The 22,667-nt window shown below is 70.4% G+C and carries 20 protein-coding genes and 1 tRNA gene; 13 read left to right on the top strand and 8 right to left on the bottom strand.

Annotated features, from left to right (window positions below; translation table 11 throughout):
• Positions 1–147: 147 nt before the first annotated feature.
• The gene (gene paaN / locus ABT254_RS23250) at positions 148–1,839 is read left to right on the top strand and encodes a phenylacetic acid degradation protein PaaN (RefSeq protein WP_351473176.1); all 1,692 of its coding nucleotides are present in this window, start codon (positions 148–150) and stop codon (positions 1,837–1,839) included.
• Here the strand turns inward: paaN and ABT254_RS23245 are convergent.
• The 3 genes from ABT254_RS23245 to ABT254_RS23235 all read right to left on the bottom strand — a co-directional run bounded on the left by ABT254_RS23245 (position 1,836) and on the right by ABT254_RS23235 (position 4,869).
• Positions 1,836–2,600, bottom strand: a complete 765-nt coding sequence (locus ABT254_RS23245; RefSeq protein ID WP_351473173.1) for a TrmH family RNA methyltransferase — start codon at positions 2,598–2,600, stop codon at positions 1,836–1,838. The two genes, paaN and ABT254_RS23245, sit on opposite strands and share 4 nt — an antisense overlap.
• 167 nt (positions 2,601–2,767) lie before the next feature.
• Positions 2,768–3,982 (bottom strand): HTTM domain-containing protein, encoded by a 1,215-nt coding sequence (locus ABT254_RS23240; protein WP_351473170.1) that lies wholly within the window; start codon positions 3,980–3,982, stop codon positions 2,768–2,770.
• Entirely contained in the window at positions 3,979–4,869 is an 891-nt protein-coding gene (locus tag ABT254_RS23235) for a DUF5819 family protein (RefSeq protein WP_351473167.1), read from the bottom strand. The genes ABT254_RS23240 and ABT254_RS23235 overlap by 4 nt, the downstream gene beginning before the upstream one ends.
• Before the next feature lie 305 nt (positions 4,870–5,174).
• Between ABT254_RS23235 and paaA the strand changes: the two genes are divergently transcribed.
• The 6 genes from paaA to ABT254_RS23205 all read left to right on the top strand — a co-directional run bounded on the left by paaA (position 5,175) and on the right by ABT254_RS23205 (position 10,021).
• The gene (gene paaA / locus ABT254_RS23230; RefSeq protein WP_351473164.1) at positions 5,175–6,197 is read left to right on the top strand and encodes a 1,2-phenylacetyl-CoA epoxidase subunit PaaA; all 1,023 of its coding nucleotides are present in this window, start codon (positions 5,175–5,177) and stop codon (positions 6,195–6,197) included.
• Positions 6,194–6,481 (top strand): 1,2-phenylacetyl-CoA epoxidase subunit PaaB, encoded by a 288-nt coding sequence (gene paaB, locus ABT254_RS23225; RefSeq protein WP_351473161.1) that lies wholly within the window; start codon positions 6,194–6,196, stop codon positions 6,479–6,481. The genes paaA and paaB overlap by 4 nt, the downstream gene beginning before the upstream one ends.
• Entirely contained in the window at positions 6,478–7,209 is a 732-nt protein-coding gene (paaC, locus tag ABT254_RS23220; protein ID WP_351473158.1) for a 1,2-phenylacetyl-CoA epoxidase subunit PaaC, read from the top strand. The genes paaB and paaC overlap by 4 nt, the downstream gene beginning before the upstream one ends.
• Positions 7,206–7,721, top strand: coding sequence for a 1,2-phenylacetyl-CoA epoxidase subunit PaaD (gene paaD / locus ABT254_RS23215; RefSeq protein WP_502972027.1), 516 nt, complete (start codon positions 7,206–7,208; stop codon positions 7,719–7,721). The genes paaC and paaD overlap by 4 nt, the downstream gene beginning before the upstream one ends.
• A complete protein-coding gene (locus tag ABT254_RS23210) occupies positions 7,721–8,782 on the top strand; it encodes a 2Fe-2S iron-sulfur cluster-binding protein (protein WP_351473152.1) in 1,062 nt (353 codons plus the stop codon). Before paaD ends, ABT254_RS23210 begins: the two co-directional genes overlap by 1 nt.
• Positions 8,783–8,887: 105 nt before the next feature.
• On the top strand, positions 8,888–10,021 hold the full coding sequence (locus tag ABT254_RS23205) for an acyl-CoA dehydrogenase family protein (RefSeq protein WP_351473149.1): 1,134 nt from the start codon (positions 8,888–8,890) through the stop codon (positions 10,019–10,021).
• A 19-nt stretch (positions 10,022–10,040) separates the two neighbouring features.
• On the opposite strand, the gene ABT254_RS23200 is transcribed toward ABT254_RS23205, so the two are convergent.
• The 4 genes from ABT254_RS23200 to ABT254_RS23185 all read right to left on the bottom strand — a co-directional run bounded on the left by ABT254_RS23200 (position 10,041) and on the right by ABT254_RS23185 (position 13,129).
• The gene (locus ABT254_RS23200; protein WP_115907038.1) at positions 10,041–10,370 is read right to left on the bottom strand and encodes a rhodanese-like domain-containing protein; all 330 of its coding nucleotides are present in this window, start codon (positions 10,368–10,370) and stop codon (positions 10,041–10,043) included.
• A gap of 74 nt (positions 10,371–10,444) precedes the next feature.
• Complete coding sequence (locus ABT254_RS23195) at positions 10,445–11,287, bottom strand: J domain-containing protein (RefSeq protein ID WP_351473146.1); 843 nt, start codon at positions 11,285–11,287, stop codon at positions 10,445–10,447.
• Positions 11,288–11,400: 113 nt separating this feature from the next.
• The gene (locus ABT254_RS23190; protein WP_351473143.1) at positions 11,401–12,822 is read right to left on the bottom strand and encodes a DUF2252 domain-containing protein; all 1,422 of its coding nucleotides are present in this window, start codon (positions 12,820–12,822) and stop codon (positions 11,401–11,403) included.
• A gap of 220 nt (positions 12,823–13,042) precedes the next feature.
• A tRNA-Leu gene (locus tag ABT254_RS23185) sits at positions 13,043–13,129 on the bottom strand.
• Positions 13,130–13,681: 552 nt separating this feature from the next.
• On the opposite strand from ABT254_RS23185, the gene ABT254_RS23180 reads away from it, so the two are divergent.
• From ABT254_RS23180 to pknB, 6 genes are all read left to right on the top strand, one after another.
• A complete protein-coding gene (locus ABT254_RS23180; RefSeq protein ID WP_351473140.1) occupies positions 13,682–14,533 on the top strand; it encodes an FHA domain-containing protein in 852 nt (283 codons plus the stop codon).
• Between the two features lie 10 nt (positions 14,534–14,543).
• Positions 14,544–15,056 (top strand): FHA domain-containing protein FhaB/FipA, encoded by a 513-nt coding sequence (locus ABT254_RS23175; RefSeq protein WP_351473137.1) that lies wholly within the window; start codon positions 14,544–14,546, stop codon positions 15,054–15,056.
• A 90-nt stretch (positions 15,057–15,146) separates the two neighbouring features.
• Complete coding sequence (locus ABT254_RS23170) at positions 15,147–16,700, top strand: Stp1/IreP family PP2C-type Ser/Thr phosphatase (RefSeq protein WP_351473550.1); 1,554 nt, start codon at positions 15,147–15,149, stop codon at positions 16,698–16,700.
• A 27-nt stretch (positions 16,701–16,727) separates the two neighbouring features.
• The gene (locus ABT254_RS23165; protein WP_351473134.1) at positions 16,728–18,176 is read left to right on the top strand and encodes an FtsW/RodA/SpoVE family cell cycle protein; all 1,449 of its coding nucleotides are present in this window, start codon (positions 16,728–16,730) and stop codon (positions 18,174–18,176) included.
• A complete protein-coding gene (locus ABT254_RS23160) occupies positions 18,173–19,663 on the top strand; it encodes a penicillin-binding transpeptidase domain-containing protein (RefSeq protein WP_351473131.1) in 1,491 nt (496 codons plus the stop codon). The genes ABT254_RS23165 and ABT254_RS23160 overlap by 4 nt, the downstream gene beginning before the upstream one ends.
• 168 nt (positions 19,664–19,831) lie before the next feature.
• A complete protein-coding gene (gene pknB / locus ABT254_RS23155) occupies positions 19,832–21,814 on the top strand; it encodes a Stk1 family PASTA domain-containing Ser/Thr kinase (protein ID WP_351473128.1) in 1,983 nt (660 codons plus the stop codon).
• 89 nt (positions 21,815–21,903) lie between these two features.
• Here the strand turns inward: pknB and ABT254_RS23150 are convergent, their stop codons facing one another.
• Positions 21,904–22,662: a class E sortase gene (locus ABT254_RS23150; protein ID WP_351473125.1), complete on the bottom strand. Its 759-nt coding sequence runs from the start codon at positions 22,660–22,662 to the stop codon at positions 21,904–21,906.
• Positions 22,663–22,667 lie beyond the last annotated feature (5 nt).

Genomic DNA, 22,667 nt, shown 5'->3' with positions numbered 1-22,667 from the left:
CCCGCACGGGGTTTTCCACAGATGCGGCAGGCCCCCTTGTCCCGACCGATCGTTCGGTTACTCTAACTCTGACCGGCTGTTCCTGCCCATGTTTCTGCCAGGTCATGAGCTCGACGAAGAGTTCTCGAGACGAGGAGTTGGTCCCGCATGGCCGCCGAACTGACCACCCGCGAGCTGATCGCCAAGCACCGGCCCACCCTCGACCAGGCGCTGGAAGCGATCCGCACGCGCGCGTACTGGTCCCCGCACCCCGAACACCCCAAGGCGTACGGCGAGAACGGCAGCCTGGACGCGGCCGCGGGCAAGGCCGCCTTCGACGCCCTGCTGGGCACCCGCCTCGACCTCGGCCAGCCCGGCACGGACGACTGGGTGGGCGCCGAGGTCTCGCCGTACGGCATCGAGCTGGGCGTGACCTACCCGCACGCGGACGTCGACGAGCTGCTGCCCGCCATGAAGGCCGGACAGCGCGCGTGGCGCGACGCGGGCGCGGAGGCGCGCGCGGTGGTGTGTCTGGAGATCCTGAAGCGGATCAGCGACCGGACGCACGAGTTCGCGCACGCGGTCATGCACACCTCCGGCCAGGCCTTCATGATGGCGTTCCAGGCGGGCGGCCCGCACGCCCAGGACCGCGGCCTGGAAGCGGTGGCGTACGCGTACGTGGAGCAGGTCCGCACCCCCGACACCGCGGAGTGGACCAAGCCCCAGGGCAAGCGCGACCCGCTGGCGCTCACCAAGCAGTTCACCCCGGTCCCGCGCGGGATCGCGCTGCTGATCGGCTGCAACACCTTCCCGACGTGGAACGGCTATCCGGGCCTGTTCGCGTCCCTCGCCACCGGCAACGCGGTCCTGGTGAAGCCCCACCCGCGCGCGGTGCTGCCGCTCGCGCTCACCGTGCAGGTCGCCCGCCAGGTCCTCGCCGAGGCGGGCTTCGACCCGAACCTGGTGGCGCTGGCGGCCGAGCGGCCGGGCGAGGGCATCGCGAAGACGCTGGCCACGCGCCCGGAGATCCGGATCATCGACTACACGGGTTCGACGGCGTTCGGCGACTGGCTGGAGGCCAACGCCCGCCAGGCGCAGGTCTACACGGAGAAGGCCGGCGTCAACACGGTGCTGGTCGACTCCACGGCGAACTACAAGGGCATGCTCTCCAACCTGGCGTTCTCGCTGTCGCTGTACAGCGGCCAGATGTGCACGACCCCGCAGAACCTGCTGATCCCCCGCGACGGCATCCGCACCGACGAGGGCCCCAAGACCTTCGACGAGGTGGTCGCCGACCTCGCCCGCTCGGTCGACGGTCTCCTCGGCGACGACGCGCGCGCGAACGCCCTGCTCGGCGCGATCGTCAACCCGGACGTGAAGGCCCGGCTGGAGGCCGCTGCCGGTCTCGGTGAAGTCGCCCTGGCCTCAAGGGAGATCAGCAACCCGGAGTTCCCGGGCGCGGTCGTGCGCACGCCCGTGATCGTGAAGCTGGACGGCGCCAAGCCCGACGACGAGGCCGCCTATATGAGCGAGTGCTTCGGCCCGGTCTCCTTCGCCGTCGCGGTCGACTCGGCCGCGGAGGGCGCGGAGCTGCTGCGCCGCACCATCCGTGAGAAGGGCGCGATGACGGTCGGCGCGTACACGACCGACGAGGAGGTCGAGCGGACGGTCCAGGAGGTCTGCCTGGAGGAGGCCGCCCAGCTGTCGCTGAACCTGACGGGCGGGGTGTACGTCAACCAGACGGCCGCCTTCTCGGACTTCCACGGCTCGGGCGGCAACCCGGCGGCCAACTCAGCGCTGTGCGACGGGGCGTTCGTCGCGAACCGCTTCCGGGTGGTCGAGGTGCGCCGCGAGGCCTAGGAACTGATCGCGCTCCCGGTGGCGCTCCAGTGGTACAGCGTCATGGCCACACTGGTCGCGAGGTTGTAGCTGGAGACCTGGGGGCGCATCGGCAGCGCCAGCAAGTGGTCGGTACGCGCGCGTAGTGGGGCCGACAGACCGCTGCGCTCGGAGCCGAACGCGAGGACGGCGTCGTCCGGGAGTTTCACGCCCCGGATGTCGTCGCCCTCCGGGTCCAGGGCGAACAGCGGTCCGGCCGGCAGCTCCTCGACGGCCAGCCGTTCCACCGCGGTCGCGAAGTGCAGCCCCGCGCCGCCACGCACGACGGTGGGGTGCCACGGGTCGAGGGTGCCGGTGGTGACCACACCGGTCGCACCGAAACCGGCGGCCAGCCGGATCACGGCGCCCGCGTTGCCGAGGTTGCGCGGGTTGTCGAGGACCACGACGGGGGCGGTGCGCGGGCTGTGCGCGAGCTTCTCCAGATTGGCCGCGCGGGACGACCGTACGGCCAGGGCTGCGACGGCGGTGGGATGCGGGCGCGGCACCAGGCTCCGGTACGTGGGCTCGGGCACCTCGGTGAGGAGGCCGTCCAACGCGTCCCGTACGTCGGGGGCGAGCTCCTCGGCGAGGGCGAGCGCCGCCCCCCGGTCGGCGGTGACCGCCACCGGGACCTCGGCTCCGAACCGCAGGGCGTGCTTGAGGGCGTGGAAACCGTCGAGCAGCACGCAGGTACCGGCGATCCGGCGCCAGGCGGTCACGGGGTCGGGGGTGGGCTCGGTCATGGCGTGCAGCCTACGTGCGCGGGGGACGGGGCTCACCCCGCGGAACACGGGCCATGGGCGCGGGGCACACCCGCGGACGGCGGGCGCAAGCCGCAGGGCCCACCCGCAGACGACGGGCGCAAGCCCGCACGGCACACCCGCAAACGACAGGCGCAAGCCCGCAGGGCTCACGCCGTGGAGCTCACCTGCGCGGGCTCAGGGCTCTCTGGGGCGCCCGGCCCGGACGGCGTTCTACGACCCGCGCGGTCGAGGACGCGGCCACGCGCGCGTGCCGCCCAGCCGCCGAGCCGGTGCAGCAGCGACGTCGGCAGGAAGACCGCGTCCGTCGCGATCATCGCCAGCGAGAAGAACGGCAGCCCGAGAACGACGGCGATCACGGCGTGCTCGGTCATCATGGCCGCCAGCAGGACGTTCTTGACCCGCCGGTTGAACAGCGTGAACGGGAACGCGACCTGCACGATGACCGTTCCGTACGTCACGAGCATCACCATCGTGCCGCTGGACGACAGCAGGTCGGCGAGCCCGGGCCAGGGCGAGAAGTAGTCGAGGTGGAGCGGGTAGTAGACCGCGGTGCCGTCCTGCCAGCGCGTGCCCTGGATCTTGTACCAGCCGGCCGTCGCGTAGATCAGACAGGCCTCCGTCATGATCACGAAGAGGGCGCCGTTGTGCACGATGTTGGCGACGACGTCCAGCAGGATCCCCGGCTCCCCGCTCTTCGCCCTGCGCCCGACCAGCCATCCCACGGCCTGCGCGAGCCACACGCCCCAAAGGATCACGGGCACGGTCGGGTCGGCCCCGTCGAACCGCCCGCCGGCCGTCACCGCGACCAGCGCGACCCCGAGCACGGCCCACAGCGCAGGGCCGACCCGGTCGGGCACCCGCTCTCCACGCGCGCGTGCCCGACGCGCGCGCTCCGCGCGCCGTGCGTCCAGCGACCAGACCTGGCCGCAGCGCGTGAACACGAGGTACACGGACATCAGGTGCAGGACGTTGTCGCCGCCGTCCCCCATGAAGACGCTGCGGTTCTGCAGCGAGAGCACACCGACCATGAACAGCACGGACATGGTGCGGGTGCGCCAGCCGAGCAGCAGCAGGACGCTCGAGAGGGCGGCGAGCGCGTAGACGAACTCGAACCAGCCCCGGCCGTCCGACCACATCAGGGCCGTGAAGGCACTGTTGGACGCGATCAGCTGCTGGGCGAGGTCCCAGCTCCACGGGCTGCCGGGGCCGTACAGCTCCTCGCGATGGGGGAACTCGCGCAGCAGGAACAGCAGCCAGGTCGCGCCGAAGCCGATGCGGATCACGGCGGACTGGTAGGGGCCGAGCGCCGATTCGGTGATGCGGGCGATGGCGGAGGAGACCGAGAGGGCGAAGCGGTTCACCGGGCGCCTCCGTCGGTGTCGGCGGCGGAGACCGGCCACCAGGGCAGCACCCGGTCCATGGGTTTGTCGGAGATCTTCTCGGTGCTCCACTTCGGCGGGGGCACGTTGGTGGTACGGGAACGGACCTGGACCTGTTCGATGACCCCGCCCTTCCCGGCCGCGTCGTCGCGGCCCAGGCGGAGCACCACTATGCGCCGCAGATAGGTCTCGGACAGGCCGCCGCGCAGTCCGACCGGACGGTTGTTGCCGTCGTGCGTGGCGACGAAGAAGTCCCAGGCCCGGCGCAGCTCGTTCTGCTGGGTGTGGCTGGGCAGCAGATTGCCGTCGATGGCCTGCCCGTCCTGGGCGGACAGGTCGTACCAGCCGGTGGTGCGGACCTCGCCGTTCTTCTCCTGCACCTCGGCGCGGACCTGGACGGCGATGTTCTGCTGCAGCGGGTTCGGCGCGAAGAGCTTCCAGTTCTGCTCGAACTCGGGGTAGATCCAGTCGTCGATCGCCTTGCCGTGCGCCCTGGTCAGCGTGTTCGACGGCGCTACATGCAGAAAGACCATCCCGACGTGCACGCACACCACGACGGCGACGACGGCGAGCGCCAGCGCGGCACCGATCTGGTAGCGCAGGGAGAGGGCGGCCACCCCCGTGCGGGGTTCGACGTAGGCGCCAGGAGCGACCGGGAAGGCCAGGGCGCCGGAATCGAGCACGTCGGCGTCCGCCGCCGAGGCGCCCGGCGGATCGTCCGCCGGGTCCGGTCCGGCCGGCTCGGGCGGACTGGCCGGCGCAGGCGACCTGTGCGGCCCGGGCAGAGCAGCCGGGTCGGACGCACCGCCGGGCCTGCCCGGTCCGTCCGGCCCGTGCCGGGCGTCCGAGTCTGTGCCGTACGCGTCCATTCCGCCCCGTCTCCCGATCCCGGTCCGTCTTCCGGCCGCCCGACCGCGGGGCGCCGTACCGCGTGCGCGCACCGCGCCACCGCGCTCGCACGGGCACGGTACTCAGGCCCGCCCCTGCGGCACAGCCCCTGCCGGGCCGACCTCGTCGCGGCGTACGCGAGGTCGCCCCGTTTGTCCACAGGACACGCCCGCAAGTCATCCACAGCGGTTGACACCTTACGGCGCCCGTCCCACCATGGAATCGCACGAACCGAACGATCGGTCGGGAGCCGGCTCCGGACCGAGCCCAGGTCGAGGGGGACCGCATGGCGACAGCAGCCGCGCACCAGGCGTACGGCACCGCGCAGGACACCGCCGACACCGATGCCTACGAGCACGCCTTCGACGCCGCCGTGGCCGCCGACGAGCGCATCGAGCCACGCGACTGGATGCCCGACGCCTATCGCGCGACGCTGGTCCGGCAGATGGCGCAGCACGCCCACTCCGAGATCATCGGCATGCAGCCGGAGGCCAACTGGATCACCCGCGCGCCCTCCCTGCGCCGCAAGGCGATCCTGATGGCCAAGGTCCAGGACGAAGCCGGACACGGCCTCTACCTGTACAGCGCCGCAGAAACCCTCGGCACCAGCCGCGACGAGCTGCTCGACAAGCTCCACTCCGGCCGCCAGAAGTACTCCTCGATCTTCAACTACCCGACGCTGACCTGGGCGGACGTCGGCGCGATCGGCTGGCTGGTGGACGGCGCCGCGATCACCAACCAGGTCCCGCTGTGCCGCTGCTCCTACGGCCCGTACGCACGCGCGATGATCCGCATCTGCAAGGAGGAGTCCTTCCACCAGCGCCAGGGGTACGAACTGCTGCTGGCCCTCGGCCGCGGCACCCCCGAGCAGCGGGAGATGGCGCAGGACGCGGTGAACCGCTGGTGGTGGCCGTCCCTGATGATGTTCGGCCCGCCCGACGACGAGTCGGCGCACTCCGCGCAGTCGATGACATGGAAGATCAAACGGCATTCGAACGACGAGCTGCGCCAGCGCTTCGTCGACATCTGCGTCCCCCAGGCCAAGTCCCTGGGCCTCACCCTCCCCGACCCGGACCTGAAGTGGAACGAGGAGCGGGGGCACTACGACTTCGGCCCGATCGACTGGACGGAGTTCAAGGAAGTCCTCAAGGGCAACGGCCCGTGCAACGAACAGCGGCTCACCCAGCGCAGGCGCGCGCACGAAGAAGGCGCGTGGGTACGGGAGTCGGCCGCGGCCTACGCGGCCAAGCACACAAGCAGGACCAGTGGGACGACCAAGCCCGGCGAGAGGGAAGCGACACAAGCATGACGAACACCGAATGGCCCCTGTGGGAGGTCTTCGTGCGCTCACGCCGCGGCCTCTCGCACACCCACGCCGGCAGCCTGCACGCCCCGGACGCGGAGTTCGCCCTGCGCAACGCCCGCGACCTGTACACCCGCCGCGGTGAGGGCGTCTCGATCTGGGTCGTCCCGTCGTCCGCGATCACCGCGTCCTCCCCGGACGAGAAGGACCCGTTCTTCGAACCGGCCGCCGACAAGCCGTACCGGCACCCGACGTTCTACGAGATCCCGGAGGGGGTGAAGCACCTGTGACAGCCCCAGAAACGGCCGCGGTTCCCACGACCGCCGCCCTCGCCCTCGGCGACGACGCCCTGGTGCTCTCGCACCGCCTCGGCGAATGGGCGGGCCACGCCCCCGTCCTGGAGGAGGAGGTCGCCCTCGCCAACATCGCGCTGGACCTGCTGGGTCAGGCCCGCGTGCTGCTGTCGACCGTGGGCGACGAGGACGAGCTGGCGTATCTGCGCGAGGAGCGCGCCTTCCGCAACCTCCAGCTGGTGGAACAGCCGAACGGCGACTTCGCCCACACCATCGCCCGCCAGCTCTACTTCTCCACCTACCAGCACCTGCTGTACGCCGAACTGGCCACCGGCGACGGCCCGTTCGCAGGCCTCGCCGCAAAGGCCGTCAAGGAGGTCGCCTACCACCGCGACCACGCCGAACAGTGGACCCTGCGGCTCGGCGACGGCACCCAGACCGGCCATGAACGCATGCAGCGCGCGTGCACGGCCCTGTGGCGGTTCACCGGCGAGATGTTCCAGCCGGTGGACGGCCTGGACATCGACCTCGCCGGGATGGAGACCGCCTGGCTGGAGTCCGTCCGGGCCGTGCTGCACCGCGCGACCCTGACGGTCCCCGAGGGACCGCGCGCCGGGGCGTGGACGGCCGGCGCGGGCCGCCAGGGCGTGCACACCGAGTCCTTCGGGCGGATGCTCGCCGAGATGCAGCACCTGCACCGCAGCCACCCGGGGGCGTCATGGTGACGACGGCCACCGCCCTGGAGACCGAACTCCTGGAGATCGCCGGTTCGGTGCCCGACCCCGAACTGCCCGTGCTCACCCTCCAGGAGCTCGGCGTCCTGCGCGCGGTACATGTGCGCGGCGAGGACGCGGTCGAGGTCGAGCTGACGCCGACCTACACCGGCTGCCCGGCCATCGAGGCGATGTCCCTGGACATAGAGCGAGTACTGCACGCGCACGGCATACGGGACGTCACCGTCCGCACGGTGCTGCGGCCCGCCTGGTCGACGGACGACATCACCGCCGAAGGACGGCGCAAGCTGAGGGAGTTCGGGATAGCTCCCCCGCGCGTGCGAGCGGACTCCGGACCGGTCCCCGTGTCGCTGGGCCCGACCCGCACGCTGGAGCCGGTGCACTGCCCGTACTGCGGCAGCACCGACACCGAACTGCTCAGCCGCTTCTCCTCCACCGCCTGCAAGGCGCTGCGGCGCTGCCTGTCCTGCCGCGAACCCTTCGACCACTTCAAGGAGCTGTGATGGCCCGCTTCCACACGCTCCGGGTGGCAGCGGTCGACCGGCTCACCGACGACTCCGTCGCCCTCACCCTCACCGTGCCCCCGGAGCTGCGCGAGGAGTACCGGCACGCCCCGGGCCAGCACCTCGCCCTGCGGCGCCTGGTCGACGGGGAGGAGATCCGGCGCACGTACTCGATCTGCTCCCCGGCACCGGCCCCCGACGACGCGGGCCCCGGCACCCTGCGGGTCGGCGTGCGCCTCGTCGAGGGCGGGGCCTTCTCGACCTACGCGCTGAAAGAGATCAATCCCGGAGACGAGCTGGAGGTGATGACCCCGGCCGGCCGCTTCACCCTCGACCCCGCCCCCGGCCTGTACGCGGCGATCGTCGGCGGCAGCGGCATCACCCCGGTGCTGTCGATCGTCTCGACGCTGCTGGCGCGCGAGCCGGAGGCCCGGTTCTGTCTGATACGCAGCGACCGCACGGCCGCCTCGACGATGTTCCTGGACGAGGTCGCCGACCTCAAGGACCGGTATCCGGGGCGGCTCCAGCTGGTGACGGTGCTGTCCCGGGAAGAACAGCAGGCGGGCCTGCCGTCCGGGCGGCTCGACCAGGACCGGCTGACCGGGCTGCTGCCGGCGATGCTGCCGGTCGAGCAGGTGGCGGGATGGTTCCTGTGCGGGCCGTTCGGGCTGGTCCAAGGGGCCGAGCGGGCCCTGCGCGGGCTCGGCGTGAAGCGCACCCGCATCCACGAGGAGATCTTCCATGTGGACACCGCCGCCCCCGCGCCGGCCGCGACAGCCCCCGCGCACAGCACGGTCACCGCCCGGCTCGACGGCCGCGGCGGGACCTGGCCCGTACAGGACGGCGAGTCCCTGCTGGAGACGGTCCTGCGCAACCGGCCCGACGCGCCCTACGCCTGCAAGGGCGGAGTGTGCGGCACCTGCCGGGCCTTCCTGGTCACCGGCGAGGTGCGCATGGACCGCAACTTCGCGCTGGAACCGGAGGAGACGGAGGCGGGCTATGTGCTGGCATGCCAGTCGCATCCGGTGACGGAGAAGGTGGAGCTCGACTTCGACCGCTGAACCCCTGGCCGGGCTTCCGGAAGTCGGCGCACCGTTCCCTTCTTCTAGAACCTGTTCTATCTTGACGGTCCGTCAGATCAGCGGACCCTCCGGAGGGACAGGACCGTGGACTTCACCTTCACCGAGGAACAGCAGGCGGCGGCCCAGGCGGCGCAGGGCGTGTTCGCCGGGGTCCAGCCGGACACGGTGCCCAGCCCCTCACTCCTCCCCGGCGCCGTCGCCGACGACTTCGACCGCGCGCTGTGGACCAGGCTCGCCGAGGCAGACCTGCTGAGCCTGCTGCTGGGCGCGGAGTACGGCGGTGCCGGCCTGGACGCCATCGCGCTCTGCCTGGTGCTGCGGGAGTCGGCCAGGGTACTGGCGCGCGTTCCCCTGCTGGAGACCAGCGCGGCCGCAGCAGCCGTACAGGCATACGGCGGCGAGGAGTTGAAGTCGTCGCTGCTCACCCGCGCGGGGCGCGGCGAGGCGGTGCTGACCGTCGCCGCGAACGGCCGCACCGGGCACGACCCGGCCGAACTCGCCGTCACCGCACGGCAGGAGGGCGAGCAGTGGATCCTGGACGGCGTGCAGACCGCCGTGCCGTGGGCGCACACCGCCGACTTCCTCGTCGTACCCGCCCATACGACCGCCGACCGCACCCTCCTCGCCGTGATCCCCCGCATCCACCCGGGCGTCGGGCTCGGCGAGCAGGTCTCCACCACCGGCGAGCGCCTCGGCGAACTGCGTCTGGAGTCCGCACGGATCCCCGCCCATGACGTCATCGACGCCGACGGCGCATGGGAGTGGCTGCGCGAACTGCTGACCACCGGCACCTGCGCGCTGGCCCTCGGCCTCGGCGAACGGGTCCTCTCGATGACCAGCGAATACACCGGCAAACGGGAGCAGTTCGGACACCCCGTCGCCACCTTCCAGGCCGTCGCCGTACAGGCCGCCGACCGGTACATCGACCTGCGCGCAATGGAGGCCACGCTGTGGCAGGCCGCGTGGCGGATCGCCTCGGGGGCACCCGGCGTACTGCCCGCCTCCGGTGACGTCGCCGTCGCCAAGATCTGGGCGTCGGAAGGCGTACGGCGGGTCGTGCAGACGGCACAGCATCTGCACGGCGGGTTCGGAGCCGACGTCGAATACCCGCTGCACCGCTACCACGCCTGGGCCAAGCACCTGGAGCTGCAGCTCGGCCCGCCGGCAGCACACGAGGAGGCCCTCGGCGACCTGCTGGCGGCCCACCCGCTGGGCTGACCGCCCCGGCCACCGCGCGCTACAGGACGAACCCGGGCTGACCCTCGTCCGTCACGACCGGGCGGCCCGCGGCCGCCCACACCTGCATGCCACCGTCGACGTTCACGGCGTCGATGCCCTGCTGCACGAGGTACATCGCCACCTGCGCCGAGCGGCCGCCCGAACGGCAGATCACGTTGACGCGGCCGTCCTGCGGCGCGGCCTCGGTCAGCTCGCCGTACCGGGCGACGAAATCACTGATGGGAATGTGCAGGGCCCCTTCGGCGTGACCCGCCTGCCACTCGTCGTCCTCGCGGACGTCCAGCAGGAAGTCGCCGTCCTTGAGGTCCGAGACCTCGACCGTGGGCACACCAGCTCCGAAATGCATGCACAAGACGCTACCCGACGCGGCCGGACACGGAACCCGCCGCCCGAGCCGGGGGACTACGCCAGCAGCTCGGCCAGCTCCGCCTCGCGCCGGGAGACATCGGCCAGGAGCTTCTCGGCGATCTCCTCCAGGAGCCGGTCGGGGTCGTCCGGTGCCAGCCGGAGCATCGCGCCGATCGCGCTCTCCTCCAGTTCCTTGGCGACCAGCGTGAGCAGCTCCTTGCGCTGGGCGAGCCATTCGAGACGGGCGTAGAGCTCCTCGCTGCGGCTCGGACCGCGCTCCTGGGGCGCCGGACCCTTGGCCCACTCCTCGGCCAGCTCCCGCAGCAGCAGCTCGTCGCCACGGGCGTAGGCGGCATTGACGCGGGTGATGAACTCCTCCCGCCGGGCCCGCTCGGTGTCGTCCTGGGCCAGGTCGGGATGGGCCTTGCGCGCCAGTTCGCGGTAGAGCTTGCGGGCCTCGTCGCTCGGGCGAACCCGCTGCGGCGGCCGCACGGGCTGGTCCGTGAGCATCGCCACGGCCTCCGGGAAGAGCCCCTCCCCGTCCATCCAGCCGTGGAACAGCTCCTCGACGCCCGGCATCGGCAGCACCCGGGCCCGGGCCTCGTCCGCCTTGCGCCGGTCCTCGGGGTCACCGGTGCGGGCGGCCCGGGCCTCGGCGATCTGCGCGTCCAGTTCGTCGAGGCGGGCGTACATCGGGCCGAGCTTCTGGTGGTGCAGCCGGGAGAAGTTCTCGACCTCCACACGGAAGGTCTCCACAGCGATCTCGTACTCGATCAGCGCCTGCTCGGCGGCCCGCACGGCCCGCTCCAGCCGCTCCTCGGGACGCGGCGCACCGTCCTGGGGTGTCGCCTGCGCCTCGCCGGCGACACCACCCTGCTCAGCTTCCGGGCTCGTCACCCGACCAGCGTAGGCCACGGGCGGGGCGGACACTCCGAGGCACAGTCATCGCCTTCGGGGGGCCTCCCCTCCCCCTCCCCCTCCCTCCCCGCCCCCCTCTTCGCGCCCTCCCGTCAAACCCCCATCTCAGCCGCAACCCGCCCCGCCCGCACCGCCGCCACCAGATCGGCGTGGTCGGCCTCCGTGCGGTCGGCGTAGGCGACGCCGAAGTCGGCGATCGCCTCGTCCAGTTCCTCGCTCTTGCCGCAGTACCCGGCGATCAGCCGCGGGTCGGCGCTGTGGGAGTGCGCGCGGGCCAGGAGCGCGCCGGTCATGCGGCCGTAGTCGTCTATCTGGTCGGCGGCCAGCGCCGCGGGGTCGACGCTGCCCTTACGGTTGCGGAACTGCCGTACCTGGAAGGGCCGTCCCTCCACCGACGTCCAGCCCAGCAGGATGTCGCTGACCACCTGCATGCGCTTCTGCCCGAGAACAACCCGGCGGCCCTCGTGCTCCACCTGCGGCGCCTCGAAGCCCGCGGTCACCAGGTGCGGCACCAGCGCCGAGGGGCGGGCCTCCTTCACCTGGAGGACGAGCGGCTCCCCCCGGTGGTCCAGGAGCAGCACGACATACGAGCGGGTGCCGACGCTGCCCGTGCCGACGACCCGGAAGGCGACGTCGTGCACCGCGTGGCGGGCCAGCAGCGGGAGCCGGTCCTCGGAGAGCGTCGTCACGTACTGCTCGAGGGCCGCCGCCACCGCCGCGGCCTCCGCGTCCGGGACCCGCCGCAGCACCGGCAGTGCCTCCACGAAGCGCCGCCCGCCGTCCTCGGTCTGCTCGGTCGACTTCGCCGCGAAGCGTCCGCTCGTGTTGGCCCGCGCCTTCTCGGAGACCCGCTCCAGCGTCCCGAGCAGGTCGTGGGCGTCGGTGTGGGAGACGAGTTCCTCGTCCGCGATGGCGTTCCACGCGTCCAGCACCGGCAGCTTGGCGAGCAGCCGCATGGTGCGGCGGTAGGCGCCGGTGGCGTCGTAGGCCGCCTTGCGGCACTGGTCCTCGTCGGCGCCGGCCTCCCGGCCCGCGAGCACGAGGGAGGCGGCCAGCCGCTTGAGGTCCCACTCCCAGGGGCCGTGGACGGTTTCGTCGAAGTCGTTGAGGTCGATGACCAGGCCGCCGCGCGCATCCCCGTAGAGGCCGAAGTTGGCGGCATGTGCGTCGCCGCAGATCTGCGCGCGTATTCGGGTCATGGGGGTGCGCGCCAGGTCGTAGGCCATGAGGCCGGCGGAGCCGCGCAGGAAGGCGAAGGGGGTGGCCGCCATCCGGCCCGCGCGTATCGGGGTGAGTTCGGCGATGCGGCCCCGGTGGGACTCCTCGACCGCGTCGGCCGCGTGCGGGCGGGAGGCGTCGAGGTCGAGTGCGGAGTGCGCACTGCGCGGCACGCGTTTGCGCAGTGCCTTGCCCTCGTCCTTGGGGGAGCCCTCCGCGGGCCATTCGGCGAAGCCCCGCACCCGCGGAAGCCGCCGCCCGCCCGAGTCCGCTGCTGTCTCTCCGGTTCCGGTCACACCGACCGCCTCCCCCGCATGTCCGCGAACATCAACTTGCGCCGACCGTACAGCCGGTGGGCGAAGCGCGTCAGAGCCTGTGGACAACTTCGGGCTGTGGAAAACGCTGCCCGGGACCGGATCTGCGGGGCATGTGATTGTCCTCACCGGGTAACGCGCCTCACACCACCCCGGACAACGCGAAAGCCCCAGGTCAAAGACCTGGGGCTTTCGGCTGGTCTGGTGCGCGAGGGGGGAGTTGAACCCCCACGCCCTTGCGGGCACTGGAACCTGAATCCAGCGCGTCTGCCTATTCCGCCACCCGCGCATTGGGTGTGTCCTCCGGCTCCGGCCCTTTGGGCTGGCGCCTTCCGACACCCAGAACATTAGCACGCTGGCAGGGGTGGGTTCACATCCCTTATCCCTGCGCAGCCGCCCACCAGCACGGACGTGCCGTGCGGCCGTCGACCGGCCGCCCCACGCTCCTCCCGCGGCACGACCCGCGGCACGCGGACGAGCCGTCCCGGAAGCCCTCCGCTCCGTATCAGCACGTACCGGTTCACGTATCAACCTCGTACCGGTCCTGCCCGTCTCCCCTGGAGCCGGGCAGGGTCCCCAGCCAGGTGCGGGACACTTGTCTGCGGCCGCCTCTACGATCCTGGGCAGAAGGAGTGCGTGGGAGGAGTTCGAAGGGCAGCTTCGGAGGGAACCTCCGGAGGGAACTTCGTGCGGCGTCGACACCCGTCGACAGGGCCGACAGGGGGAACCAGCTGATTCACCCGCGCGTGGATACGATCAGTAAGCAGTATCAGGAGTATCAGGCAAGGCAGCGCCCGCCAGCCGGGACACTGGACGGAAGCGACATCGGAGGAGGTGCCTCATGGGAGTCCTGAAGAAGTTCGAGCAGCGTCTCGAAGGTCTGGTCAACGGCACCTTTGCCAAGGTGTTCAAGTCCGAGGTCCAGCCCGTGGAGATCGCCGGAGCGCTCCAGCGTGAGTGCGACAACAACGCCACCATCTGGAACCGCGACCGCACGGTCGTCCCCAACGACTTCATCGTGGAGCTGAGCACGCCGGACTTCGAGCGGCTCAGCCCCTACTCCGGACAGCTCGGCGACGAGCTCGCCGGCATGGTGCGCGACTACGCCAAGCAGCAGCGCTACACCTTCATGGGCCCCATCAAGGTGCACCTGGAGAAGGCGGACGACCTCGACACCGGTCTGTACCGGGTGCGCAGCCGTACGCTCGCCTCCTCCAGCAGCCAGCAGGCTCCCGGGCCGGCCGCTCCGCCGGCGGGGTCCGCGGGCCGCCCCGGCGGTGGGTACGGCTACCCGCCGGCCGCCGCACCCGCGGGCGCCCCGCCGATGCCTGTCGCGCCGCCGCCCGGCGCCGCGCCCTACGGCCAGCGTCCCGGCGCGGGCGGCCCGGTCGGCGCACCCCAGCCCGGCTCCCGCACCCGCCACTGGATCGAGATCAACGGCACCCGCCATCAGATCTCCCGCCCGACGCTGGTGCTGGGCCGCAGCACCGAAGCCGACGTGCGGATCGACGACCCCGGCGTCTCCCGCCGGCACTGTGAGATCCGGACCGGAACGCCCTCGACGATCCAGGATCTCGGGTCCACCAACGGCATCGTGGTGGACGGGCAGCACACCACCCGCGCTACGCTCCGCGACGGCTCGCGGATCGTCGTGGGCAGCACCACCATCATTTACCGGCAAGCCGAAGGGTGAAGCGGGGGCAATGTCAGAGCTGACCCTCACGGTCATGCGGCTGGGTTTCCTGGCCGTTCTGTGGCTGTTCGTGATCGTGGCCGTGCAGGTCATCCGCAGCGACCTGTTCGGTACGCGCGTCACCCAGCGCGGGTCCAGGCGCGAGGCCGCACGGCCACAGCAGGCCGCCCGCCAGCAGGCCGCGCCCCCGCAGCAGCGTCAGCAGGCCGGCGGCCGCCAGCGCCGCAACGCCCCCACCAAACTCGTCGTGTCCGAGGGCACCCTCACCGGCACGACTGTCGCGCTCCAGGGCCAGACCATCACCCTGGGCCGGGCGCACGACAGCACGATCGTGCTGGACGACGACTACGCCTCCAGCCGCCATGCCAGGATCTATCCGGACCGCGACGGCCAGTGGATCGTCGAGGACCTGGGCTCCACCAACGGCACATACCTCGACCGGAGTCGGCTGACGACCCCCACGCCGATTCCGCTGGGCGCGCCGATCCGCATCGGCAAGACAGTCATCGAGCTGCGGAAGTAGTACGACAATGAGCGAGCGGAGCGAGCACGCAGCGGCGGCCCCCACCACGGGCACCGGCGCGCTCCCGACCGGAGGGTGGGCACCGTGCGGATGTACCCGGAGCCGACGGGCGAGGTGCGCATGAGTCTGTCACTGCGCTTTGCCGCCGGATCGCACAAAGGCATGATCCGCGAGGGCAACGAGGACTCCGGATACGCCGGTCCGCGCCTGCTCGCGATCGCCGACGGCATGGGCGGCGCCGCCGCCGGTGAGGTCGCCTCCTCCGAGGCCATCTCCACCATCGTCGCCCTCGACGACGACGTGCCGGGCTCCGACATCCTCACCTCCCTCGGCACCGCCGTGCAGCGCGCCAACGACCAGCTGCGCTCCATGGTCGAGGAGGATCCCCAGCTCGAGGGCATGGGCACCACGCTCACCGCCCTGCTGTGGACCGGCCAGCGCCTCGGGCTCGTCCACGTCGGCGACTCACGCGCCTATCTGCTGCGTGACGGCGTCCTCACCCAGATCACCCAGGACCACACCTGGGTGCAGCGCCTGGTCGACGAGGGCCGCATCACCGAGGAAGAGGCCACCACCCATCCCCAACGCTCCCTGCTGATGCGGGCGTTGGGCAGCGGCGAGCACGTCGAGCCCGATCTCTCCATCCGTGAGGTCCGCGCCGGCGACCGCTACCTGATCTGCTCCGACGGCCTGTCCGGCGTGGTCTCCCACCAGACGCTCGAGGACACCCTCGCCAGCTACCAGGGCCCGCAGGAGACCGTGCAGGAGCTGATCCAGCTCGCGCTGCGCGGCGGCGGCCCCGACAACATCACCGTCATCGTCGCCGACGTACTGGACCTGGACACCGGGGACACCCTCGCCGGGCAGCTCTCCGACACCCCGGTCGTGGTCGGCGCGGTCGCCGAGAACCAGAACCACCTGCACGACCCCGGCTTCATGGAGACCCCGGCGGGCCGCGCCTCCGGCCTCGGCCGTCAGGGCCACGGGCAGGGCGGCGGCGAGTTCGGCCCGCCCGGCTCCGGCGACACCACCGGTTACATTCCCGCGGGCAGCTTCGGCGACTACACCGACGACGACTTCGTCAAACCCCGCAGGGGCCGCAAGTGGGCGAAGAGATCCTTCTACACGGTGCTCGCCCTCGCCGTGATCGGCGGTGGCCTCTACGGCGGCTGGCGCTGGACCCAGACCCAGTACTACGTCGGCACCAAGGACGAGCACGTCGCGCTGTACCGGGGCATCAGCCAGGATCTGGCCTGGGTCTCCCTCTCCAAGGTGGAGAAGGACCACCCCGAGATCGAACTCAAGTACCTGCCTCCGTACCAGCAGAAGCAGGTGAAGGCCACGATCGCCGAAGGCAGCCTGACCGGCGCCCAGTCGAAGATCGACGCGCTTTCCGTGCAGGCTTCCGCCTGCAAGAAGGAGTCCGAGCGTCAGGCGGCCGAGAGCAAGAACAACTCGAAGACCGGCACGGGCCAGGCGGGCGGCACCACGGGAACCACCAAGACCTCCCTCACGTCCAAGGCATCACCGAGCCCCTCGACCTCACCGACCCCGTCCACATCAGCGACCGCACCCACCCCCAGCCCCGGCCCCACTCTCTCGGAGGATGAGCAGAAGGTCGTCTCGCTGTGCGGTAAGCAGTAGGCAAGCCGTGAGAGGCCCTGTCACACGATGAGCAGTACTACCAACACACCGACGCACCATACGTCCACGATCGGCGCGATCGGCGCACCGAGTCGGCGCAACACCGAGCTCGGGCTCCTGCTGTTCGCCGTCCTCATCCCGGTCTTCGCCTACGCCAACGTGGGCCTGGCCATCGACGACAAGGTGCCGACCGGTCTGCTCGGCTACGGCCTGGGCCTCGGTCTGCTGGCCGGTGTCGCCCATCTCGCCGTACGGAAGTTCGCCCCGTACGCGGACCCGCTGCTGCTGCCCCTGGCCACGCTCCTCAACGGGCTCGGCCTCGTCGCCATCTGGCGCCTCGACCAGTCCAAGCTGCTGCAGTCCATCGGAGTCGCCGGCGGCAAGGCGACCAACCAGCTGATCTACACCGCGCTGGGCATCGCCCTGTTCGTCGTCGCGCTGATCTTCCTCAAGGACCACCGCGTCCTGCAGCGGTACACGTACATCTCCATGGCGGGCGCGCTGGTCCTGCTGCTGCTCCCGCTGGTGCCGGGCCTCGGCGCGGACCTCACCTACGGCGCCAAGATCTGGATCAAGGTCGGCAGCTTCACCATCCAGCCCGGTGAGTTCGCCAAGATCGTGCTGGCCATCTTCTTCGCCGGCTACCTGATGGTGAAACGGGACGCGCTCGCCCTCGCCAGCCGCCGCTTCATGGGCCTGTACCTGCCGCGCGGCCGCGACCTCGGCCCGATCATGGTCGTCTGGATGATCTCGATCCTCATCCTGGTGTTCGAGACCGACCTCGGTACGTCGCTGCTGTTCTTCGGAATGTTCGTCATCATGCTGTACGTCGCCACCGAGCGGACCAGCTGGATCGTCTTCGGTCTGCTGATGTCGGCGGCCGGTGCCGTGGGCGTGGCCAGCTTCGAGCCGCACGTCCAGACCCGTGTCCAGGCCTGGCTCAACCCGATGCACGAGTACAAGCTCAGCCGTACGCCGGGCGTCACCGGAGTCCACTCCGACCAGTTGCAGCAGGCCCTGTGGGCCTTCGGCTCGGGCGGCACCCTCGGCACCGGCTGGGGCCAGGGGCACTCCGAGCTCATCCGCTTCGCCGCGAACTCCGACTTCATCCTCGCCACCTTCGGCGAGGAGCTGGGCCTGGCCGGCCTCATGGCGATCCTGCTGGTCTACGGCCTGATCGTGGAACGCGGTATCCGCACCGCCCTCGCCGCCCGGGACCCCTTCGGCAAGCTGCTCGCCGTCGGCCTCTCCGGCGCCTTCGCCCTCCAGGTCTTCGTTGTCGCGGGCGGTGTGATGGGGCTGATCCCGCTGACCGGTATGACGATGCCGTTCCTGGCGTACGGAGGTTCCTCCGTCATCGCCAACTGGGCCCTGATCGGCATCCTGATCAGAATCAGCGACACCGCCCGCCGCCCGGCGCCCGCGCCCGCCGGCAACCCCGACGCCGAGATGACCCAGGTGGTCCGCCCGTCATGAACAAGCCCCTGCGCCGGATCGCGATCTTCTGCGGCCTGCTCGTCCTCGCCCTGCTCGTCCGCGACAACTGGCTCCAGTACGTCAAGGCCGACAGCCTCAAGAACGACAAGCTGAACCGCCGTGTCACCATCGCCCGCTACTCCACCCCGCGCGGCGACATCATCGTCGACGGCGACCCCATCACCGGGTCCACCACGACCAGCACGAGCGGCCTCAACGACCTGAAGTACAAGCGCACCTACAAGAACGGCCCCATGTGGGCGCCGGTCACCGGGTTCGCCTCGCAGGCCTTCGGCGCCACCCAGCTGGAGAGCATCGACGACGGCATCCTCTCCGGCACCGACGACCGGCTCTTCTTCCGCAACACCCTCGACATGATCACCGGCAAGGAGAAGGCGGGCGGCAACGTCGTCACGACCCTCAACGCCGCCGCGCAGAAGGCCGCGTACAACGGGCTGAAGTCCCAGGGCGGCAAGGGCGCGGTCGCCGCGCTCGACCCGTCCACCGGCAAGATCCTGGCGCTGGCCTCCTACCCGTCGTACGACCCCTCGTCGTTCGCGGGGAACTCCACGTCGACGGACTCCAAGAACTGGATCGCGCTGCAGAAGAAGAACAACAAGGCCGACCCGATGCTCAACCGGGCGCTGCGCGAGACCTACCCGCCGGGCTCCACCTTCAAGGTGGTCACGGCCGCGGCCGCGCTGGAGAACGGCCTGTACACCTCCGCCGACCAGCCCACCGACTCGCCGCTGCCGTACATCATGAAGGGCACGACGACCGAGCTGAAGAACGAGGGCAACATCCCCTGCAAGAACGCCACGATGCGGGTCGCCCTGCGGGTGTCCTGCAACACGGTGTTCGGCAAGATCGGCTCCGACCTCGGCAACGACAAGATGCTCGCCGAGGCGAAGAAGTTCGGCTTCGACTCCGAACAGTTCACCCCGGTCCGCTCCAGCGCCTCGGTGTTCTCCGACAACATGAACCCCTCGCAGACCGCGCTGTCCTCGATCGGCCAGTACAACACCGCCGCGACCCCCCTGCAGATGGCCATGGTCGCCTCCGCCGTCGCCAACAACGGCAAGCTGATGAAGCCGTACATGGTCGACAAGCTGCAGTCGTCCAACCTCGACACCATCGAGCAGACCGACCCGCAGGAGCTCAGCCAGCCCCTGTCGGCGAAGAACGCGCAGATCCTGCAGACGATGATGGAGACCGTCGTCAAGGACGGCACCGGCCAGAAGGCACAGATCGGCGGCGGTGTCACCGTCGGCGGCAAGACCGGTACCGCCCAGCACGGCGTCGCCAACAGCGCGAACCCCTACGCCTGGTTCATCTCCTACGCCAAGCTGTCCGACGGCAGCTCGCCGGTCGCCGTGGCCGTCGTCATCGAGGACGAGAACGCCAACCGTGACGACATCTCCGGTGGCGGCCTCGCCGCCCCGATCGCGAAGAGCGTGATGGAGGCGGTCATCAACTCCAAGAAGTGACCCCGCTCACGTCCCCTTCACATCGGTGCACGTTGCGATACCGGTCCTGTATCGGGTGACGCACTTAGCCAGGTCACACAAAGCTAGCCGGGTACGGTAGGCCCGGACGGCAGCCTCCGGCCGCACACACGTGTGAGCCGGGACCGACGGAGAGGGCTGGTAGGAGCTATGGAAGAGCCGCGTCGCCTCGGCGGCCGGTACGAACTGGGCCAGGTGCTCGGTCGTGGTGGCATGGCGGAGGTCTACCTCGCGCATGACACCCGCCTCGGGCGCCAGGTGGCGGTGAAGACACTGCGCGCGGACCTCGCACGCGACCCTTCCTTCCAGGCCCGGTTCCGCCGGGAGGCCCAGTCGGCCGCCTCGCTCAACCATCCCGCGATCGTCGCGGTCTACGACACGGGCGAGGACTACATCGACGGGGTCTCGATCCCGTACATCGTGATGGAGTACGTGGACGGCTCCACGCTCCGCGAACTCCTCCACTCCGGCCGCAAGCTCCTGCCCGAGCGCGCTATGGAGATGACCATCGGCATCCTCCAGGGCCTGGAGTACGCCCACCGCAACGGCATCGTCCACCGCGACATCAAGCCGGCCAACGTCATGCTGACGCGCAACGGCCAGGTCAAGGTCATGGACTTCGGCATCGCCCGCGCCATGGGCGACTCCGGCATGACGATGACGCAGACGGCCGCCGTCATCGGCACCGCGCAGTACCTCTCGCCGGAGCAGGCGAAGGGCGAGCAGGTCGACGCCCGCTCCGACCTGTACTCGACGGGCTGTCTGCTCTACGAGCTGCTGACGGTACGTCCCCCGTTCGTCGGCGACTCCCCGGTCGCCGTCGCGTACCAGCACGTACGTGAGGAAGCCCAGCCGCCTTCCGTCTTCGACCCCGAGATCACGCCCGAAATGGACGCCATCGTCCTGAGGGCCCTGGTCAAGGACCCGAACTACCGCTACCAGTCCGCCGACGAGATGCGCGCCGACATCGAGGCCTGCCTCGACGGCCAGCCCGTCGCGGCCACCGCGGCCATGGGCTCGGTCGGCTACGGCGGCTACCCCGACGACCAGCCGACCACGGCCCTGCGCGCCACGGACGCCGGCGCCACGTCGATGCTGCCCCCGATGAACCCGGACGACGGCGGCTACGGCTACGACGACCGCTCCCGCCGCCGCCAGAAGAAGTCCAACACCTCCACGATCCTGCTGGTCGTGGCGGGCATCCTGGTGCTGGTGGGCGCGATCCTGATCGGGAAGTACGCGTTCAGCGGGAACGGGGGCGTCGGCAACGACAAGGTGGACGTGCCCAACCTCGTCAGCCTGAAGCAGAGCGACGCCGAGAATCAGCTGACCAACATCGGCCTCAAGGTCGGCACGGTCAAGAAGCAGCCCTGCGACAAGCAGAGCAAGGGCAATGTCTGCTCGCAGGACCCGGGCAGGGGCGCCACCCTCAAGAAGGGGGAGGCGGTCAACCTCGTGGTGTCGACGGGCGCCCCGAAGGTGCTTGTCCCGGACGTCACGCGCCTGCAGTACGACCAGGCGAAGACCCAGCTCGAGAACAAGGGCTTCAAGGTCGACCAGAAGACCCAGGAGTCCGACCAGACCCCGGGCCTCGTCCTCTCCCAGGACCCGAAGGGCGGCGTGGAGAAGGAGAAGGACACCACGATCACCCTCACCGTGGCCAAGGCTGCGGCGACGGTTCCCGTGCCCAACGTCGCCGGCCAGAGCTGCGACCAGGCCAAATCCGCGCTGCAGGCCGTCGGCCTCAACGGCAACTGCGTCAACACGCCGACCACCGACGACAACCAGGTCAACAAGGTCATCTCGACCACCCCGGGGATCGGCACCCAGGTCAAGAAGAACACCGCGGTGCAGATCAACGTCGGCCAGAAGCAGAACAACCAGGTCCAGGTGCCCAACATCCAGGGCCAGAAGCTGAAGGACGTCAAGAACGCCCTTCAGCAGGCGGGTCTCCAGGTCGGCAACATCAACGGCTCCCAGGACGACAACGCCATCGTCATCGGCTCGGACCCGTCCCCGGGCAGCACGGTCGACCAGGGCACGGCGGTCAACCTGCAGACCTTCGGCGGAGGCGGCAACAACAACGGCGGGAACGACGGAGGCACCAACATCTTCGGCGGCACGAGCGGCTGACGCCCCCCACCCCAGCGAATGGGCCCCTGCCGGGAAGTCCGGCAGGGGCCCAGCTCATGTCGGGAGTGACGGCATGTCACTCCCGGAAGCTACTGAAGTTCCTTCGGCGGCGTCCTCCTGCTGTCCACCTTGTCCACCCGCACCAGCTCCCCCCACACCACGTACCGGTACCGGCTCGTGTACACCGGCGTGCACGTGGTCAGCGTGATGTAGTGCCCGGCCTTCTTCTTCCCGGACTCCTTCGGGATCCGGGAGATGACCTTCACGTTGTACTTCGAGGTCTCGTCGAGGATGTCGTAGACCTTGTAGACGTACCACTTGTCCTTCGTCTCGAAGACGATCGGGTCGCCGACCTTCAGCTTGTCGATGTTGTGGAACTTCGCGCCGTGGCCGTCCCGGTGGGCGGCCAGCGTGAAGTTGCCCTTCTTGCCCGTGGTCGGCAGCGTCGCCTTGACCGGGTCCGTGTAGTAGCCGGCCACGCCGTCGTTGAGGACCTTCGTCGACGTGCCCTTCTCGACCAGGACCTCGCCGTTCTTCATGGCGGGGACATGCAGGAAGCCGATGCCGTTCCGGGTGTCCAGCGCGCCGGGGCCCGTGGCCCCGCCCTCGTGGGCCCATGTGTCGCGGACCTTGTCGCCCTGCTTGTCCGCTGCCCGGTCGGCTATGACGTTCGTCCACCAGAGCGAGTACACGACGAAAAGGCCCAGCACCAGGCCCGCCGTGATGAGGAGTTCACCGAAGACGCTCACCACCGCGGCGATACGGCCCGTGCCGCGGCGGCGGGCCGGTGGCGCCGCGGGCGCGTCCGTGTCCTCTTGAGTGTCGTCGGTGGTCGCTGCCACGTTCATCTGCC

It is taken from the genome of Streptomyces sp. NPDC001137, from assembly GCF_040298885.1.
Taxonomy (GTDB): Bacteria; Actinomycetota; Actinomycetes; order Streptomycetales; family Streptomycetaceae; genus Streptomyces.
This window is presented reverse-complemented; position numbering and strand designations above follow the sequence as displayed.